Annotated in this window: 15 protein-coding genes; 5 read left to right on the plus strand and 10 right to left on the minus strand. The window is 35.3% G+C overall.

Going from position 1 to position 18,197, the window contains the following annotated elements:
• Positions 1-6: 6 nt before the first annotated feature.
• The 3 genes from NST00_RS02090 to NST00_RS02100 are packed head-to-tail and all read right to left on the minus strand — an operon-like array spanning position 7 to position 4,066.
• Positions 7-1,368: an NAD(P)-dependent oxidoreductase gene (locus NST00_RS02090; protein WP_340709600.1), complete on the minus strand. Its 1,362-nt coding sequence runs from the start codon at positions 1,366-1,368 to the stop codon at positions 7-9.
• Between the two features lie 19 nt (positions 1,369-1,387).
• A complete protein-coding gene (gene hydA, locus NST00_RS02095; RefSeq protein WP_340709601.1) occupies positions 1,388-2,800 on the minus strand; it encodes a dihydropyrimidinase in 1,413 nt (470 codons plus the stop codon).
• 18 nt (positions 2,801-2,818) lie between these two features.
• The gene (locus NST00_RS02100; protein WP_016837621.1) at positions 2,819-4,066 is read right to left on the minus strand and encodes a Zn-dependent hydrolase; all 1,248 of its coding nucleotides are present in this window, start codon (positions 4,064-4,066) and stop codon (positions 2,819-2,821) included.
• A gap of 184 nt (positions 4,067-4,250) precedes the next feature.
• Here NST00_RS02100 and NST00_RS02105 point away from each other — a divergent pair, with 184 nt between their 5' ends.
• The 4 genes from NST00_RS02105 to NST00_RS02120 all read left to right on the plus strand — a co-directional run bounded on the left by NST00_RS02105 (position 4,251) and on the right by NST00_RS02120 (position 8,942).
• Positions 4,251-5,429, plus strand: coding sequence for a PucR family transcriptional regulator (locus NST00_RS02105; protein ID WP_016837620.1), 1,179 nt, complete (start codon positions 4,251-4,253; stop codon positions 5,427-5,429).
• A gap of 77 nt (positions 5,430-5,506) precedes the next feature.
• Positions 5,507-5,824, plus strand: a complete 318-nt coding sequence (locus tag NST00_RS02110) for a thioredoxin family protein (RefSeq protein WP_016837619.1) — start codon at positions 5,507-5,509, stop codon at positions 5,822-5,824.
• A gap of 460 nt (positions 5,825-6,284) precedes the next feature.
• Complete coding sequence (locus NST00_RS02115) at positions 6,285-7,880, plus strand: multicopper oxidase family protein (protein ID WP_016837618.1); 1,596 nt, start codon at positions 6,285-6,287, stop codon at positions 7,878-7,880.
• A 282-nt stretch (positions 7,881-8,162) separates the two neighbouring features.
• A complete protein-coding gene (locus NST00_RS02120; RefSeq protein ID WP_168412466.1) occupies positions 8,163-8,942 on the plus strand; it encodes a DUF4097 family beta strand repeat-containing protein in 780 nt (259 codons plus the stop codon).
• 62 nt (positions 8,943-9,004) lie between these two features.
• On the opposite strand, the gene NST00_RS02125 is transcribed toward NST00_RS02120, so the two are convergent.
• From NST00_RS02125 to NST00_RS02145, 5 genes are all read right to left on the minus strand, one after another.
• Positions 9,005-10,360: an IS1096 element passenger TnpR family protein gene (locus NST00_RS02125; RefSeq protein WP_168412467.1), complete on the minus strand. Its 1,356-nt coding sequence runs from the start codon at positions 10,358-10,360 to the stop codon at positions 9,005-9,007.
• A 142-nt stretch (positions 10,361-10,502) separates the two neighbouring features.
• Entirely contained in the window at positions 10,503-11,252 is a 750-nt protein-coding gene (locus NST00_RS02130) for a hypothetical protein (RefSeq protein WP_016837615.1), read from the minus strand.
• Between the two features lie 344 nt (positions 11,253-11,596).
• Positions 11,597-12,094: a DinB family protein gene (locus NST00_RS02135; protein ID WP_016837614.1), complete on the minus strand. Its 498-nt coding sequence runs from the start codon at positions 12,092-12,094 to the stop codon at positions 11,597-11,599.
• A gap of 191 nt (positions 12,095-12,285) precedes the next feature.
• On the minus strand, positions 12,286-12,918 hold the full coding sequence (locus NST00_RS02140; protein WP_340709602.1) for a hypothetical protein: 633 nt from the start codon (positions 12,916-12,918) through the stop codon (positions 12,286-12,288).
• A 369-nt stretch (positions 12,919-13,287) separates the two neighbouring features.
• Complete coding sequence (locus NST00_RS02145) at positions 13,288-14,880, minus strand: S-layer homology domain-containing protein (RefSeq protein WP_340709603.1); 1,593 nt, start codon at positions 14,878-14,880, stop codon at positions 13,288-13,290.
• Between the two features lie 465 nt (positions 14,881-15,345).
• Here NST00_RS02145 and NST00_RS02150 point away from each other — a divergent pair, with 465 nt between their 5' ends.
• A complete protein-coding gene (locus NST00_RS02150) occupies positions 15,346-16,116 on the plus strand; it encodes a serine/threonine protein kinase (protein ID WP_016837611.1) in 771 nt (256 codons plus the stop codon).
• 158 nt (positions 16,117-16,274) lie between these two features.
• Here NST00_RS02150 and NST00_RS02155 read toward each other — a convergent pair whose 3' ends face one another.
• Both NST00_RS02155 and NST00_RS02160 read right to left on the minus strand, forming a co-directional pair.
• Positions 16,275-17,039, minus strand: a complete 765-nt coding sequence (locus NST00_RS02155; RefSeq protein WP_340709604.1) for a VCBS repeat-containing protein — start codon at positions 17,037-17,039, stop codon at positions 16,275-16,277.
• Positions 17,040-17,135: 96 nt separating this feature from the next.
• Positions 17,136-18,182 (minus strand): YkvI family membrane protein, encoded by a 1,047-nt coding sequence (locus NST00_RS02160; protein WP_168412472.1) that lies wholly within the window; start codon positions 18,180-18,182, stop codon positions 17,136-17,138.
• Positions 18,183-18,197 lie beyond the last annotated feature (15 nt).

Here is an 18,197-nt window from a genome sequence, read left to right on the forward strand (position 1 = left end):
CCCTATTTAGGCTTTTTCCTTTTGTAATTCAAACGATTCGTGTATAGCTTTTGCTACTTCTTTCCCTTGTTGTGCAGCCGTTACAACCATTGCCTCTCCTTGACCTTTCCCAAAGATAACATCTCCACATGCATAGACATTCTTCACAGACGTTTCTAAACACTCATTGACTTGAACAACTCCGCCTGAATGTTTCACACCAAAGGCTTCTAATAAATCTATGTGACGCGTTTGCCCAATGGCTTTAATTACTGCATCTACATTTAATACAAAATTAGAACCTTCTACTGGTACCGGCTTTTGTCTACCGTCTTCACCCGGTTCGCCAAGTTCCATTTTGATGCACTCAATGCCTACGACTTTATTGTCTTTTCCAATAATCTTCACAGGCGTTGTTAACCATCTAAATTCAACGCCGTCCATTTTTGCAAAATCATATTCAAACTCATAAGCTGTCATTTCATTTTTAGTTCTTCTATATAAAATTTGAACGTTTTCTGCACCTAAACGAATTGCGCATGTTGCAGCATCAATCGCTGTATTTCCTGCCCCAATGACAACAACTTTTTTCCCTCTGAAAGATTCTGTAATAGATCCTAATTTTGTATTTTTTACAAATTGAATTGCATCATAAACGCCTTCTAATTCTTCCCCTTCAATTCCTAAATTCGGAACATCACCCATTCCGATTGCCAACACAACTCGATCATAATTGTTTTTTATTTCATCAACGGAAACATCTACACCAACACGAGTATTCGTTTTTATTTCAACACCTAATTGCTCAACTTGTTGTACTTCCCATTCCACAACATCTTTCGGTAAGCGGAAAGGAACAATTCCGAAATAATTTAACCCCCCTGCTTCCTTTTCCGCTTCGAAAATCGTTACTTCGTAGCCTAAACGAGCTAAATCTCTTGCTGCAGATAACCCTGCCGGACCGCTTCCGATAATGGCTACCGTTTTGCCGTTAGATAGTTTTGCTTCAAATAAAGGTTTTTCTTGTTCTCTTGCCCAATCTGTTGCATATCGCTGCAAGTTGCCTATTTGTATCGGTTTTGAAACAGAACCTAAAACGCAAGCGCCTTCACATAACTCCTCAGTTGGGCAAACTCTTGCACAGCTGGCTCCAATAGGATTTGCCTCAAGTATCAATTTTGCTGACCCTTTTAAATTACCGGATGCAATTTTCTTAATAAAATTAGGAATTGGAATCGCCGTTGGACAAGCTTTAATACAAGGTGCATCATAACAATACAAACAACGATTCGCTTCTTCGATAGCTTCGCTTGGTGTCATTCCTTTATAAATTTCTTCAAAATTTTCAGTCAAATTAGATGAAATGCGACCCCCCAAAAGGCTTGTCATACATCCCCCTCCTAAACTATCAATTGATGATTTGAGTTTCTTTTTTTGGTTCCTTAGCTAAGCTGCGATGAATATATTTACCGCCTCCGATTTTACCTACGAATTCTTTGTCTTTAATAATGAACTCTCCGCGCAACAACACACTTACCGGTTCACCAGTCACTTCCATTCCTTCGAACGGATTATAATCGACATTCATGTGATGTGTTTCAGCGGAAATAGTCCGTTTTACAGTCGGGTCAAAGATGACAATATCTGCATCGCTGCCAACCGCAATTGTTCCTTTTTGCGGATATAAATTAAAGATTTTTGCCGCGCTCGTTGCAATCATGTCAACAAAGTCTGTAATGGAAATGCGCCCTTTTGCAACACCTTCTGAGAATAATACACTGAAGCGGTCTTCAATAAATGGTCCGCCATTTGGAATTTTAGAGAAATCATTTAACCCTAAACGCTTCTTACCGTTGTAGTTAAATGAGCACATGTCCGAACCAATCGTTTGTAATTGTTTTGCCTTTAATGCGTTCCACAATGGCTCCTGATGAGATTTCGGTCTTAAAGGAGGCGACCAGACATATTTTGCTCCTTCGAATCCTGGTTTCTCTAGGGCTGTTTGGTCTAGCACCAAATATGGTGGACAAGTCTCTCCGTAAACTTCGTATCCTTTTTCTCGGGCTCTAATAATTTCTTCAACTGCTTCTTTACATGTCACGTGAACAACATAAAGCTTTGCTCCCGCAATATGAGCGAGTTCAATTGCTCGCTTCGTCGCTTCTCCTTCCACTTCTGGCGGTCTCGTCAAAGCGTGATAAATTGGTGCTGTATGGCCTTTTCTTCGTGCTTCTTCCACCAGTTCATCGATTACGGAACCGTTTTCACAGTGAACCATCACAACAGCATCAGTTTCTTTTCCTATCTTGAAAGCTTTAAACAATGTTCGATCAGATGCTTGGAATTCTTTCGCATAAGCCATAAATACCTTAATGGATGAAATTCCTTCTTTTTCTAATAAAATAGGCAATTCTTTTTCCGTTTCTTCATTTAAGTCATGAATCATTAAGTGGAACCCATAATCAACAACTGCTTTTCCTTCCGCCTTTTTGTGCCATTTCTCCACAGCATTTGCTAGCTTCGATTCCCCCGCAGTTAATGCAAAGTCGATTATTGTTGTTGTTCCACCAAAGGCTGCAGCAATTGTCCCTGTTTCCCAATCATCATCAGTCACAGTATTATTGAAAGGCATATCTAGATGCGTATGCGGATCGATTCCCCCTGGAAACACGTACTTTCCACTTGCGTCGATGATTTCAGCATCCGGATCAACAATGTTTCCACCGATTTGAACAATTTTCTCTCCTTCAATTAAAATGTCACCTTGGAAAAAATCTGAGGCAGTTGCAATCCAGCCGCCTTTAATGATTTTTTTTGACATATAAGCACCTTTCCTCCTTTAATTAGTTTGCTTTTCTTGCACTTTTAGTGAAAATTTTGTTTGAAGATTCAGCACTGTTTCCAGCAATACATCTGCACCTTTTGCACAATCTTCGTAAGGGGTTTCTTCTTCTTCGCAATGACTTTTTCCATTGATGCTTGGCACAAATATCATCGCTGTAGGAATGTAGCTTGCAATAAATTGTGCATCGTGGCCTGCACCGCTATATAGCCTTTTTGATGAATAACCAAAGCTTTTACAAGCCTCTTCGATTTGATTGCAAATTGTTTCGTCAAAAACGACTGTATCACGATTCCAAAGCCTTTCAATTTCCACTTTGCATCCTGCTTCTTCTTCTGGTAAGGAATGGATTACTTCTTCTACTTGTTTAATTTTTGCTGGATCTTTATGACGTGACTCTAACGTGAAGACAACTTTGTTAGGAATGACTGTGTGAATATTTGGAGAGACATTCATTCGACCGATTGTATAAACTAATTCTTCATCGATTTGACCTAGTTTTTCTATGAGGAGTGATATATATTTGTTAGCTAAAAATAAAGGATCTTTACGCATTTTCATCGGTGTTGTGCCGGCATGGTTTGATTCACCTGTAATGCGAATTTCATAGCAAACCATTCCCACTACACCTTCAACAATACCTATTTCAACATTTTCCGCTTCTAGTACAGGACCTTGTTCAATGTGCAATTCAATAAAAGCACTGGCTTCTTTTAGCCGATTTTCTTCGCTTCCTTGATAATTGCTTTCTTTCAATGCTTGTTCAAACGTGATGCCACTTACGTCTGTTGATTTTAACACTCGTTCTTTATCGAATTTTCCAGAAAGTACCCCGGAACTCATCATTGACGGTTCAAAACGAGCACCTTCTTCATTGGTAAAATTCACAATCGTTAACGGAATCTCTAATTCTAGTCCATTTTCTTTGATTGTTCTTACCGCCTCTAGCGCAGTTAATACGCCAAGCACTCCATCAAACCGACCGCCTCGCACGACGGAATCAAGATGCGACCCCATCACGATTGGTGGTAAATTCCTTTTTCCCGGCAAAGTCGCATAAATATTGGCCATATCATCTGTTTTTATTTCCATCCCTAGTTGTTCACAACATTGAACGAAATAGTCCCTTGCTTGAAGATCTTCTTTTGATAAGGCGAGCCTTGTAACACCGCCGTTACTTGTAGCACCGAATTGACTAAACTGAATGATGGATTCTTTCAGCCTCGCCTCATTGCACTTATACATTAACTCCCCCCCTTTATACCAACTAAACTGTGACTTATTACGATAATTTTATTAGAAACTTAATCCTCAATTAATGGTCATTCTGACGAAAATTATTGTGCAGTTGCACAGTTCTATTTGATAATTTTTTTTCATATAAGCCAATAGGGGATTTACGCGTATCAATTTATTTTGGGGGGATTCTATGGTAAAAATTTCGGAGCTATTATCTGATCCAAATTTCCAACATCTGCAGTTAATTGGTGGACAGGCTGGAATCCATAAAAGTTTTTCTGGAATTAATGTAATCGAATCGGCTGACTTAGTTCCATTTTGTCGACCAAATGAATTAATTGTAACGACTGGTATTCAAATGAATAATGATGAAAGGCAACTGGAAAGATTAATTAAGTCCTCACATGCAAAAAAAATAGCAGGTTTTATTATCAATATCGGACCCTACATTCCTCGTGTCCCCAATGCAATCATTCAATTTGCGAATGAAAAGCAATTACCTCTTTTCCAGTTTGAATGGAAATATCGAATCGCGGATTTATTAAAAATGACTTTTGAGTTTATTTCGAAAAAACAAAATATGCACTATCAACAAAACAATGAAAAAAGAATTTTGCAGCAATTACTGTTTGATATCGATTCCCCTCTCGAAGAATTAAAAGAATTATTGAAGCAACGTGGTATTTCAAAAGAAGAATCTTTTTGCGTGATTACTTGTTTATTGGATCAACCAAATAATAAATATTTTCAATACCGAAAATTGATTGATTATGAGTTTCAACAATATTTCAAACACTTCTTTTGTTTGGAACATAATAATCAATTGATATATGTCATCTTTTCCTATGATGAACACGCTAAGAAAATTCCAATAGAATCCATCTTTCAAAACATTTATAAAAAGGAATACGAAGAACTGGGGACAAGACAATTAACCATTGGTATGGGAAATAAATATCACTCAATCCAACAAGTGAAAAAAAGTTATAACGAATCGCTCACTGTGATCCATTTAACCCAATTGCAACAAAAATCTTCTTTTTTTAAATATAAAGATATCGGTGCATATCGTATTCTTTTGGCATTATACGACGATCCTGTCATCAAATCCTTTCATCAAGAAATGCTAGGCCCCCTATATGTATACGACCAAATGAATGGATCGGACTATGTGCAATTTTTGAAAATTTTTTTAGAAGAAAACGGAAGTGTAAATCGGATTAGCAAAAAACTTTTCCTTCATCGAAATACCGTCAATTATAAAATTCGAAAACTCGAATCTTTGTTAGATGTTGATTTAAACGATAATTTTACAAAAACCAATTTAAGCATCGCTCTGATGATAGAAGATGTATTAAATAAAACATAGTGGTTTAGTTTGTTTTGGTTTAAATAATATGGTATGATACCTTTTAACTTACAATACATTCACTTGGAGGAGAAACAATGCAATCACTACAATCCATTGAACAGTTTCATGAACTAAAAAACGACGAACGTGTAATCTTTGTGTTTTCAGCAGATTGGTGCAAAGACTGCATATTCATTAAACCATTCCTTCCGGCAATCGAAGAAAAATATGCTCAATATACGTTTGTATTAGTAGATCGTGACGACTTTCTAGATTTGTGCGGCGAACTTGATGTTTTTGGAATTCCAAGTTTTATCGCTTACAACAATGGAAAAGAGATTGGACGTTTCGTTAGCCGCGACCGCAAAACACAAGAAGAAATTGAAAACTTTATTGATAGCTTAAACATTTAACATAATATTAAATAGCTTGGATAATCTTCTCATTGTGCCCTTTAAGGTAATATAAAAACTTTTTTAACATAAAGGACCCCGCATTAGATAGGGGTCTTTTATTCTATTTTCCAACTTGTGAACTAAGGAATAAATTAAACATATGCTTCTATTCGAGTTAATTACTGTTGCGAATAAGGTACCGAAAGAATCAGATGCGACTCCAATAGCCTAATATTCACTAACGAATATGCAAAACTCTCATAAATTTTTCCACCAACAATCTTCCAATTAGGCAAACCCACTAATTTACATTTCGCCATGTGTTTTTACAGCATAGTTAGACATCATTACCATCAATCAGCTTCAAATTTGACTTTAATGGTCTGTCATCATACGTTCTATCTGTCCCACTATTAGAAACATAAGATGATGCTGATGAATAGGATAGATATGAAAGTATGACAAAGGAAGTGAAAAATTGCCTAAAACGAAAGTAAACCCGAAAGATCCTGCTTCAATACCAAAGTTTGTAACGCCTTTACAAAAACCCCCTGTAGTGAAACCGAAACCCAACCCTAACTATCCAACCAATTCATATTTTGAAATTACGATGAAAGAAGCGTTTCATCGATTTCACCGAGACTTTCCATTAACAAAAGTGTGGGGATATGATGGAATTTATCCGGGGCCAACAATTGAGGCAAGAAAAGACAAAAAAATTTATGTGAAATATTTAAACAAACTTCCAAAAAAGCATTTCTTACCTATTGATCGCACATTGCACAGTGTAGGTGACTCACCAGAAGTTCGTTCAGTTGTTCATGTACACGGTGCTAATGTATTTTGGGAAAGCGATGGTCATCCAGAAGCTTGGTATACACAAAACTATGAATATACGGGACCAAAATTTAAACGAAAGGTTCATGAATACACAAATCATCAGCCAGCAGCGACCCTTTGGTATCATGATCACACAATGGCGATGACAAGATTAAATGTTTATGCAGGTCTGACAGGTTTTTATATCATCCGAGATGCATTAGAAGATCGATTAAATTTGCCAAAAGGAGATTATGAATATCCTCTTCTCCTCCAAGATAAGTCATTTAACGAAGATGGATCATTATTTTATCCAGATCGTCCACCGGAAGATGCACCATTCCCAATTCCAGCACCATTTATTCCTACCATTGTTCCATTTTTCAACGGAGATGTGATGGTTGTTAACGGAAAAGCTTGGCCGTATTTAGAGGTAGAACCAAGAAAATATCGATTCCGCATTTTAAATGGTGCGAACAGCTCTACTTACAATATCCAACTTGAAAATGGGGAACCATTTTATCTCATTGGTACGGATGGCGGTTTTTTAACTGCACCTGTTAAAGTTACTTCTATACAGCTTATGCCAGCGGAACGAGTAGATGTAATCGTTGACTTCTCCTCGTTCAAAGGGCAAAAAATCAAATTAATTAATACTTTATTTGATGAAGATGAGCCCAAAAGGGACATTATGGAGTTTCGTGTAACTCGCCCGTTAAAAGGAAAAGATACAAGTGAGATTCCAACTAAACTTGCTGAATCAATGGATTTACATGAACACCACGCTCATGTCATTCGTAAGCTACCTTTATCTGTCGGAGAAGATCAATACGGTAGAATTATGATGATGCTAGATAATAAAATGTATCACGATCCATGCTCAGAAAAACCTTCTTTAGATAGTGTTGAAATTTGGGAATTTATCAATGCCACACCAATTGCCCATCCTATGCATATTCATTTAGTACAATTCAAAATTCTTGATCGAAGACCGTTTGATCTTGAATTATACCAAAATTCCAACGGGGAAATTCTTGAGTTTATAGGTGATCCAGAACCGCCTCTCGACTACGAAAGAGGATGGAAAGATACGGTGAGCGCTCCTAGCGGAATGGTCACAAGAGTCATCATGCATTGGAAAGAACATACGGGGAACTATATTTGGCATTGTCACTTGCTCGAACATGAAGATCACGATATGATGCGCCCTATCAGAGTCATTGATGACGCCCATCCTGTCGTACAACATGATTAAAGATAATTATTTTACAAATATCGCCAATTTCCTATCACTTGAAATAGTTCAATAAATTTCACTATTATCCCGCCTTTTAACAGGCGTTTTTTTTTTTGCAATATGTATATATCCATTTTTTATCCATTCGACTTTTTACATTTTTCCCCTTTAATACTTACTCAATGCTTCTATTTCTTCTACACCTCGAGACCTATAAAGAAATAAACCCCCGGTTTGTTGTTGGCCATCCCCTTTTTATCTAATATGTTGATATAAACAAAAATATTTAGGAGGTTTTCTGTGAAGAAAATACTTTTAGCCATCGTCGTTATGTTATTGCTTTTTAGTTTAATTAGTATTGGTCACTTTTCATTCTTTTCAAAAGATTATAGAGCGGAAGTTACAAATGAAATTGATACAATCGAGTTAGATCTTGCAGGAGCAAATGCAACAATACTTACTAAAAATCAAGATTATGTTGAAGCGAAATTAAAAGGTAAAGGCAAAGTATCCCTTTCTAAAAAAGACGATACGATTGAAATAGAATATGATCGCAGATGGTATGAATTTTTCAATTTCGGGGATCGAACAGAGCTTATTATTACAATCCCTGAAAACTATAATCGTGATTTAGAATTTGATGTTCGTTCTGGAAACATTAACTTTGAATTATCAAAAGACATGGAACTCCATGAATTCAAAATGGATGTAAGATCAGGAAACATTCGCATCGATTCGTTACAAGCAAATAAAGCTGAATTGGATGTTAATTCTGGAAATGTGAATATTAAACATGTGACAGGCCAATTGGAGATTGATGTTTCATCCGGAAATATTTCCATTCAAGTAGATGATTTAATAGGTGATATAGATGCAGAAGTAAGTTCTGGCCATATTGCACTCGATTTACCAGATGATAGTGACTTTACATTATCTGGCGAAATTTCAAGCGGAAACATTCATAATCGTTTTCCTTTAAATAATGAAGTGAGAGAAAAAAATCGTTTACGAGGCACTCATGGAACTGGACAATACAATATCGATTTAGAAGTATCTAGCGGTAGCATTGAAATTAAATAAAATAAAAACCAAGGTGAAATAAATCTCTAAGAGATCTTGGCTGATCACCTTGGTTTTTTTAATTACCTACCACAACATTTTTTATATTTTTTCCCGCTTCCGCAATGGCATGGATCGTTGCGGCCAATTTTAGCACCAACTACTACTTTCGTTTGTTTTGGTTTTGAAAGATCTGTTAATTCCTTTGGAGTATACCCACGATTGTCCCAAAGTCTTGTAGTATTTGCAATGGAAAAAATCACCCTTGTTATTTCGTTAACCTGATTGACATTTTCAAACACAAATTGATTTAAAAATTCCCTCATGATGATATTAAATTTATAATTCATCACCTTGATTTTCCATACAAAATCATCCACTAACTCTTGAATCAATCTACTTTCTAGCCCTTCAACTCTTTCTAGTATTTTAATAAGTTCTCGATGATACTTCGTTTCTTCATAATAGAACTCATCTTTATAACGCAGTAATTCTTCTTTTTCAGGAATGTAAAATGGCTTCCCAACCACAAGTTGTTCCAATTTTTCCGTAATATTGTTCTCTTCAAGAGTTTTATGAATAAAACGATCTAATTTTACAACGACATTAGCTTCTTCAAGTAGTTTTTTATATTTTGAATCCGTTGTAATTGCTTGTAATTCTTTACTCGTAATTTTTGGCTTGTTTTGCAAATTGTAAATGTGTATTACTTTATAATTTGGAACAATTCCATATAAGTTCGTACAACTTACAATATAGTCATATATTAATTCTTTATTCGCTACTTTTTCTGGATCGATAACTTCAGAACCCCTATATTTGTCAGATATAATTAAATAATTTTCATGATGAATATGTTCCCATTCTGTCTTTTTGAATTTTACATGTTTTAAAAGAGAATTAATATGGTCTATATTTAACGGTTTATATCCGACCGATTCAGCCCATTCTCGAGTTGAAGTATATTGTGGATGAGTTGGGTCATGAATAATTTCTAAAAAATTCATATATCCAACTGGTCCCCCAACATCTTCTGGCGGTGCCATACCTCCGCCGTCTAGCAAAGTCGGATAGCCAAAATAATAATCATCTACGGTATCTTCTAACGTTATGGTGATTTCCCAATTATCCCCGAAATCATATTGATAAAGAATTTTACCGTTCTTCTCAATATATTGATCAATTTTAATGCGGCTAGGTTGCTTTACCTTTTTTCCGTTCAATTCTTTCTGTTCAATTAATTCTTCATTATTTGTAATCATAACATCTTCCAAAGGGAAGCAAAAATGATGATAGGGTTCCATATAGCTTTTAAAATTTGTTACGTACTGTATCGTTTCGTGCAGTCGATTAAAGGTTGCTCCAACCGGTATAATCACCTTTCGCCAAACTTCTGGTTTAATTCCTTCGAATGTCAATTTTAAAATATAAGCTCTCATTGTTTCACCTTACTTTCTAAATAAATTAGTGCTGACTCGCTTAAACCCTTTATAATTATATATAAATAACTTCACAAAAATAGAAGTTATCATTTTTTATATGAAACTAAAAGTAAAATATGAATAAAAAAAGTAGCCAATACTAGCTACTATAATTTAACCAGCGCTTTTCTACAATTATGAAAGCTTCTTCCAAATAATTTTTTAATTCATGGAATCGATCGATCTCTGGTGACTCATGGAAATCTTGCTTTATAATGCTTAAAAACTTTAACAACTTATGCTCTTCTGTTTTTGAATTATTATAGTTATGAATTAAATCTTCTAATAAATGCAGTGGAATTTTATTTAAAAAGTGATGACTCCAAAGCCATTTATACGAAAGAATTTTTAACGATTCATCATTGCCTAAAATGGAAGTCAAAACGAAAGCAATTCCATAAATTTTTTGGCATTTTAATATGTTATTTAATAATTGCTCGTCTTTGAATTCGCTTTTTTCAATCGAATTATAAGCATGATCTAAATAATGATAGAACACCTCATAAGTCGCTAGATTTTTTGCCTCTCCTCGACCTTCAAAATACGCTGCCGAATTAAAGTAACGATAAAGCGCATTCATTAACTTCGCATTTCCATAACTAATCTTTTCCTGTATTTTACCTACGACTTCATCTGAACTAATTTCAATCATCGGTACCCCTGTTTCTTTGCGATGATCAGTTTTTAACTCGATAAATAATAACACTTCATTTAAATATGGCAGGACGAAATGTTGAGCAATTTCTTTATATTCTCTTGATTTTTCTCTACGTTTTGTTTGTATATATATAAAAGCTTGTGAAAGGATGAACAAAATAAGTATGGAAAATCCCATTTCCACCATAGGCAACTCAAGCCCTCCCCCCTTTTATATGTTGTTATAAAAATTTCCTTTTTCGTAATAAAATGGACACAACTTTATAGTATATATATTCATTTAGAAAAAAATTATTCTATGTTTGGGATATTTACTCTAGAATTGAGAATCACATTAATAAGATGTTACTAGTTTATTGTTGTGGTAATCATGCAAATTTAAACGAGGATAAAACGAGAAATAGTGGAAGAAACATAAGCAGTAGAGGAGAAACAGTTTTTTCAAGTTAACATTTCAGTTTCGACAACAAGCATATTACTTCTTCCTAAAATCTAAAAACACCTTCGATTATACCTACGATAATCGAAGGTGTTTCATTAATTAACCTTCTTTAATAACGTCCCTTTTATTTCTTCAATCTGTTGCAAATGACGCTCTTCATGATAGCCAATTAATGATACCCACTGTCGTATTGATAATAGCCCGTACCTTCTATGAATAAAAGATTTTTGCTCTAAATCTTCTTCACTAACACCTTCAATACTTTGCAACAATGCTTCTCTAGATTTTTCTAATTTTTGTATAAGCTCTTCTAATGTTTGAAATTTCTCTGAAGGTGTTAAATCATCTGGCGCTACTCGTTTCACCGTACGATCTAATATATGGTAAAGGGGTTTTTCTTCAGTTGGATTGTATTCATCTTTTGATAGCGTTTCCAATATTCCATCTACCGTATTCATTTCCATTAAATATAAATGCTCTAACACTTGAGCGATTGACCATTTCCCTTCTTCAGGTACTGCATTTAATTGTTCATTAGACAAGGAACGAACACTTTGCAAAAGCTTTTCACGGGTTTTCTGTATTTTTTCCACTCTTGCTACCCTCCTTCATTCTTTCTAATTATTATTCTTTCAAAATAAAAAAAAGAACTACTTATTCTTTTTATAATGAACGGAGTAGAACTATTTTTAGAGTTAACGGCCTATGTTTAAAAGTGACGCGGAAAATCGCTCACTTCAAACATAGGCATATCCATTGAAATTCAATATTGTATATCATTAAATTAATAGCATTGGAAGAATGCAATACGTTGACGATTTAATACATCGTAAACCCAACCTCGATTTCCTCTCCAACGGAAACCAATAATTGAGTTACCGAAAGCAAACATCGGATAGAACCAGAAGCTATTACCATTCGTTAACCAAATAAAAGTATTGCGGAACAAACATCTCCCAATTCCTCGTCCTCCACTGCGACGACCAAATTCAGCTGTTCCTTGGAATGAGCTAAGTTGAGGTGTGAAACTTGGAGGCGGAGCTGCAGGTGGAGTCATTTGTCCTCCAGGTGGTCTTCCTGGTGTACCTGGGAATCCCCCTGGTGCACCCGGGAATCCTCCTGGTGTACCTGGGAATCCTCCCGGTGCGCCTGGGAATCCACCTGGTGTACCTGGGAATCCTCCTGGTGTACCTGGGAATCCTCCTGGTGTACCTGGGAATCCTCCTGGTGTACCTGGGAATCCTCCTGGTGTACCTGGGAATCCTCCCGGTGCGCCTTGGCCTCCCCCTGGTGCACCAGGGAATCCTCCTGGCATACCTGGGAACCTTGATGGCTGGCCTTGAAACCCTCTACGCGTTACATCATCATCAAAATCAAATTGATTATTATTATCATTGTCGTTAAAAAAAGGATACACGCTTTTTCCCCCTTTTCTTCAAGCTAATTTCAATGTATGTAGCTATTTCAACGCTACATAGGCATATATTCATCTTCATTGAAAGAGGAGAAAAAGATGTGTTTGTATCCTAAAAACACCTTTTGTTGAATATTAACAACCAAAGTATACCAAGTTGTTTTATATGTTTTATTGGTATAATAACAAAAAAATCATTTTTATTAAAGTATTACTTAGCTACTTTTCACATTTATTTTATTTTTCTGTTTCGAATTAACTTAAATGTTTCTATTTCATCACTTCTCATTCTGAATAAAAACCGCACAGGACACTTAACATGCACTGTGCGGCAAAATGGACACTAAAAGACTCGTACTAAATTATTAGAAATTAATCTTCAATGACCCCTTCGAAGTTAATTAAATCTTCAAACTTAATAATCTTTGTCGCATCTGGTATACCAATCACAAAGTTTGGTTTTTCATTTACATTCGATTTACCCATTTTATAGTTTATTTTTAATCCGAATGTTTCGCCTTCCATTGTAAAGTCTATATCAAAATTTAACACATCATAGCCAATATATTTTTCTGGATGTACAGCAATATATTCTTTCAATTCATTTAATGTCACATAATTATTAATTTCACCAACAAAATCTTTAATATCTAATTCTGCAGCTTCCAGCGATTGTTTTAACATCTCGATATCTTCGGAAGTAACACCAAGTGCTTTGGCGTATTCTGGGTTTTCCAATAATGCAACGAATTCAGGTAAAATTTTATTAAATAGTTTTTGAATGAAAGGCGTTAATTCATCATTCGTCATTTCAAATTTAATTACTTTGTCTACTTCAATACCTTCTGGTACTTGAATTGCATCTTTAGATACTTCTTCATAATACTCCCCACCGAAGTGATCAAAGAAGAGATCGAACAATTCTTCATTAAATTTTTGCTGTAATTCTATATCCAATACAGGAGCAGGCTGTCCAGTTACTTCTGAAAGCTCAGCAAAATCCATTTCAATAAATTTACCTTTAAACTCTTCTGGAGTTGGGGCAAATGGCAGTTCAGGAATTTGAATCCACATTTTATCAGCAGTCATCACAACTGGCAGTTTAATATCACCAATTGGGAACGGTCCGTTTAGTTTAAATGTCATATCCATTTCAAGTTGTAATGGGTCTTTTTGATAAACCCCTTTGAAATCGACATGAATATCTTTAAACATATCAAAGATTGCAGTTGCTTCTTCAGTTGCTCCCTCAATTGTAGGGAATTCAAAACCGTAATTCATTGTTCCTTCAAATTCATAAGAATTCAATTCAAATTCTTTTTGATAAATTTCTTTTAGTTCTTGTACAATTGGATCATTTGCATATTGTTTATCCAATACTCTTGATAAGAATACTGCAAAGTGAGCACGTGTCGTAGGTTGATTTGGATTGAAGGCATTTTGTTCATTACCCGTTGTAATTTCATTTGCATACAGAGCATCAATTGCTTCATATGCATAGAAATCTTTCGCTACATCTTTAAAAGATGTTGTTCCATTACCTTTTAATTTGAAGGCATTTGTTAAAATAATCGCCATCTGTGCACGAGTAACATCATCATTCGGTCTGAATTCACCATTAGACCCTTTCATAATATCAGCGTTTGTTACAGCAGCAATAGCGTCATATGCATAATAATCTTTTGAAACATCCTTATATACAATCTTTGGATCTTTGCTTGTATCAAGTTTTAATACTCTTGATAATATAACTGCAGCTTGAGCACGTGTTATAGTTTGATTTGGCTTGAACGAATTGTCTTCATACCCTTTAATAACCCCTTTGCTTACTAAGCGGTTGATTTCGTATGAAGCCCAATGTTTACCACTTACATCTGTAAAGCCAGCTGCACCTGCACTCCCAAACGGGACCGCTAACAATAAAACAATTGCTAGTAAAATAGAAAAGAATCTTGTTTTCTTCATTTTTCTCCTCCTCCGACACATAATAGTTAGCCACATTTACAATAATTGTAACATATCCCTTTACTGGAAACTCTTATACTTTGTTACCAATTTATGTGACCCGTTTATAGATACGAAGATTCTATCAAAATGGTTTCAAAATTTTTTAAGTTTTTTTTAATTCTACCTAATGGGTGATAAATAATATGTTGACTCCTGTCGTCGAATCGTTTTTTATGAAACTTCTTTATTGATAATTCGTACATATTCAAAAATGGCTTTTTGAAAAGGAGGAAGTTTAGCATGATCGATAAATTTTTCAAGTCCATCATGGGGGGAAAACGTCATTCTTCTTCCAACTATAGAAGATTCACAAAAAGGCATAACTTTTACGGACATCATTATTACAAACGTGGACATAAAAGCAGTGGTATTTTTCGTTCCGGTAGCTTCTTCAGTTCAAGAAGTTTCTTCAGCAGTTAAACGATGATTCGGTATTTTCTTGAAAACAAGTACCACCGCCTATTTGAAACATATATAAATGAAAATACAAACTATTCTTTTTCAAAGGTACTTGGTATTGGTGCTTATGGTATTGTTTATTTACTAACAGACAAGCAGACCGGAAAAAAATATGTCCTGAAACGTCTAAAAACGAAATATCGACATTCTAAGAAATTACGTCAAAGATTTCAAAAGGAAATCCAAATTCTTAAAGAATTAAATTTTCCCTTTGTCCCTTCCGTCATTGTTGAAAATGAAGTTGAAAATATCCCTTTTTTCGTGATGGATTATATGGAAGGCCGCACTTTTGAGCAAACAATCTTTGAAGAAGGTCATGTTTATTCTTTACCTGAATCCCTTCATATTTTAAAAATACTTCTAGAAATGGTCGTCCAAATTCATCATAAAGGTATTGTGCACCGCGACTTAAGAATCCCTAACGTATTAGTCCATCAAGGAAAGCTCTCTATTATTGATTTTGGATTAGCTACTTATTTAAACCCGAAGCAAAAGATTGAGGAAGTTAAAAATCCAAAAAAGGCTGCAAATCATTGTAGTGATCTTTATTTTCTCGGTCATTTTCTACTCTTTTTACTTTACTCATCCTATACTCCTACAGAAAGTAAAGAGAGAAGTTGGCAAGAAGAATTACAATTACCTGAAGAAGTAAAAAACTATATTGAACGTTTACTATTAATCCGGCCACCTTTCTCAAGCACAGAGGAAGCATTACATTGCATCCCTAAAGTCTAACCATATAATAATAGCCAATTTTGACAAGTATTTATTTCAACAGTAGACTATTATTTTTTTAAGAGAAATCAAAAAAAATCAAGTCGCTTCATTGAAGAAGCGACTTATTAATCGTTGACTATATTCAAAACCATTTTAACTTATTTGCAGAAAATATATTAGAAACTTGCTCCATTAATTGCAACATGTTGACTCACCGCTTCAAATTCTCGTCCATTCCAATTTAAAACGTTCTCAACGTATCCTAAACCATCTGCATGATATCTCCCGGCGATTTTTTCCATCGTTAATAATGAATACTTCCCATCTCCCGTTAGATCAATTGGATATATCCCACTAGCAGGATCTACCCAACCTTGAATAGGTTCCTTTAGCTTTCCATTGGAATCATATATTTCATTTAAATACTCTTTTCCTTTATAACGAATATTTAATAGATAACGTATGTTAGGATTCCTGCTCGTTACCATTACTTCTGCATTGTCTTTATAGTTTACTTCATACTGCCGTTCTTCATTAAACTTAATAGAATCAAAAATTTTCCCTAACTTGCCATGTAAAAACGAAAATACATAAGCAAAGACTATCGCTCCGCTTCCACCGGATTGAACAGTTACTAGAATATCATTTACCTGATCACCAGTTAAATCTCCCGTCCAAATCGTTGGATTATATCCTGCTACATCTCTTAAATGATATACGGATATTTCATGGGTGAAACCATTTTGAACAACTAGACTCATATTGCTTAAATAAGGACTATCGTCGAGTTTTGAGGCTATCAGAAAAATTCCATCAAGCACTCCATCACCGGTAACGTCACTCAATTGATAAGCTACTACAGAGGGGCCTTTTGATTGGTCAAAGGGGGGCATTAAGCTAGGCAAGATGTCAAACTGATGTGGTTGCCAATATGGATACATGTTGTTCCTCCTAACGAGTAAAATACCGTTACCCCATTGTATATGTGAATCATGACTGATTGGTTCTTTCATAAATAAAAAAACCTGAGAATTGCCTCAGGTTAAGCTCCCTTTTCTTTTTAGCCACATCCAACAAGTGATGATTATTACGACAAACCCAAAATATCCCATAATGGAATACACAGTTTTCACAATGGTAGTAAACCCGATAAAGCTTGCAAAAAATGCAATGAGGGCAGAAACAATGAGAAAATATTTATACGTTTTGGACTTTGGTGATACAAATCGAATGACAAAAGAATAAAGTACACCGACTGCTGTACTATAAATCATTATAATTAAAGTAATAGCCATCAGCACACCAATAATGGGATGTATATGTAAGGCAATTACTAATGTAGGCATCGGCTTCCCAAAAATCACATCCATTTTTGCCATTAGCGCCACATAAACTAATAGGATCAACATGCCCATTAATAATCCACCAATAATTCCACCCATTCCTGCCTCTCTTCTACTGTTCACAGTACTCCCCATTACCGCAAGCATTGGCAACCCTACCGCTAAATTATACGAAACATATAAAAGTGCTGCTAATAGCCAATGCCCTGTTGATAATTGATTCGCCATTTCTATATGTTCATTGAAACTACCATCCATCGTTAAAATTGAAGCTATCACTAGTATGAAAATCACGATGATTAAATAGGGGATTGCTAGGGCAAGTACACTTATAATTTTTTCTACATTGAGCATCAGTGTGAAAATTGTGAATATCATCATAAAGAAACTACCAATAAAACCATTTATTCCAAATAGCACTTCAAAAGCACTCGCTGCCCCTGCAAACATAGCAACCGTAATACAAAAAGAAAACACCGTTATGAGACAATCGATGATCGAGCCGAATGTTGAACCTGCAATATAAAGTACGACTTCTTTATGGGATGTTGTTTTCAAAGAATATCCTAATGTTGCTATATTCATTCCTAAAAAAGAAAATAGTACACTAGCAGCGATAACCCCAAACAGTCCATACCAGCCATGGGAAATAAAAAATTGTAATATCTCTTGTCCAGATGCAAAGCCTCCCCCGATCATTAACCCGACAAATGCTCCCCCAATTTTTAAACTATTCCTCACCATTTCCCCCATTTC

Origin of the sequence: Ureibacillus sp. FSL K6-0165, assembly GCF_038004285.1 — a bacterium.
GTDB classification, from domain to species: Bacteria; Bacillota; Bacilli; order Bacillales_A; family Planococcaceae; genus Ureibacillus; species Ureibacillus thermosphaericus.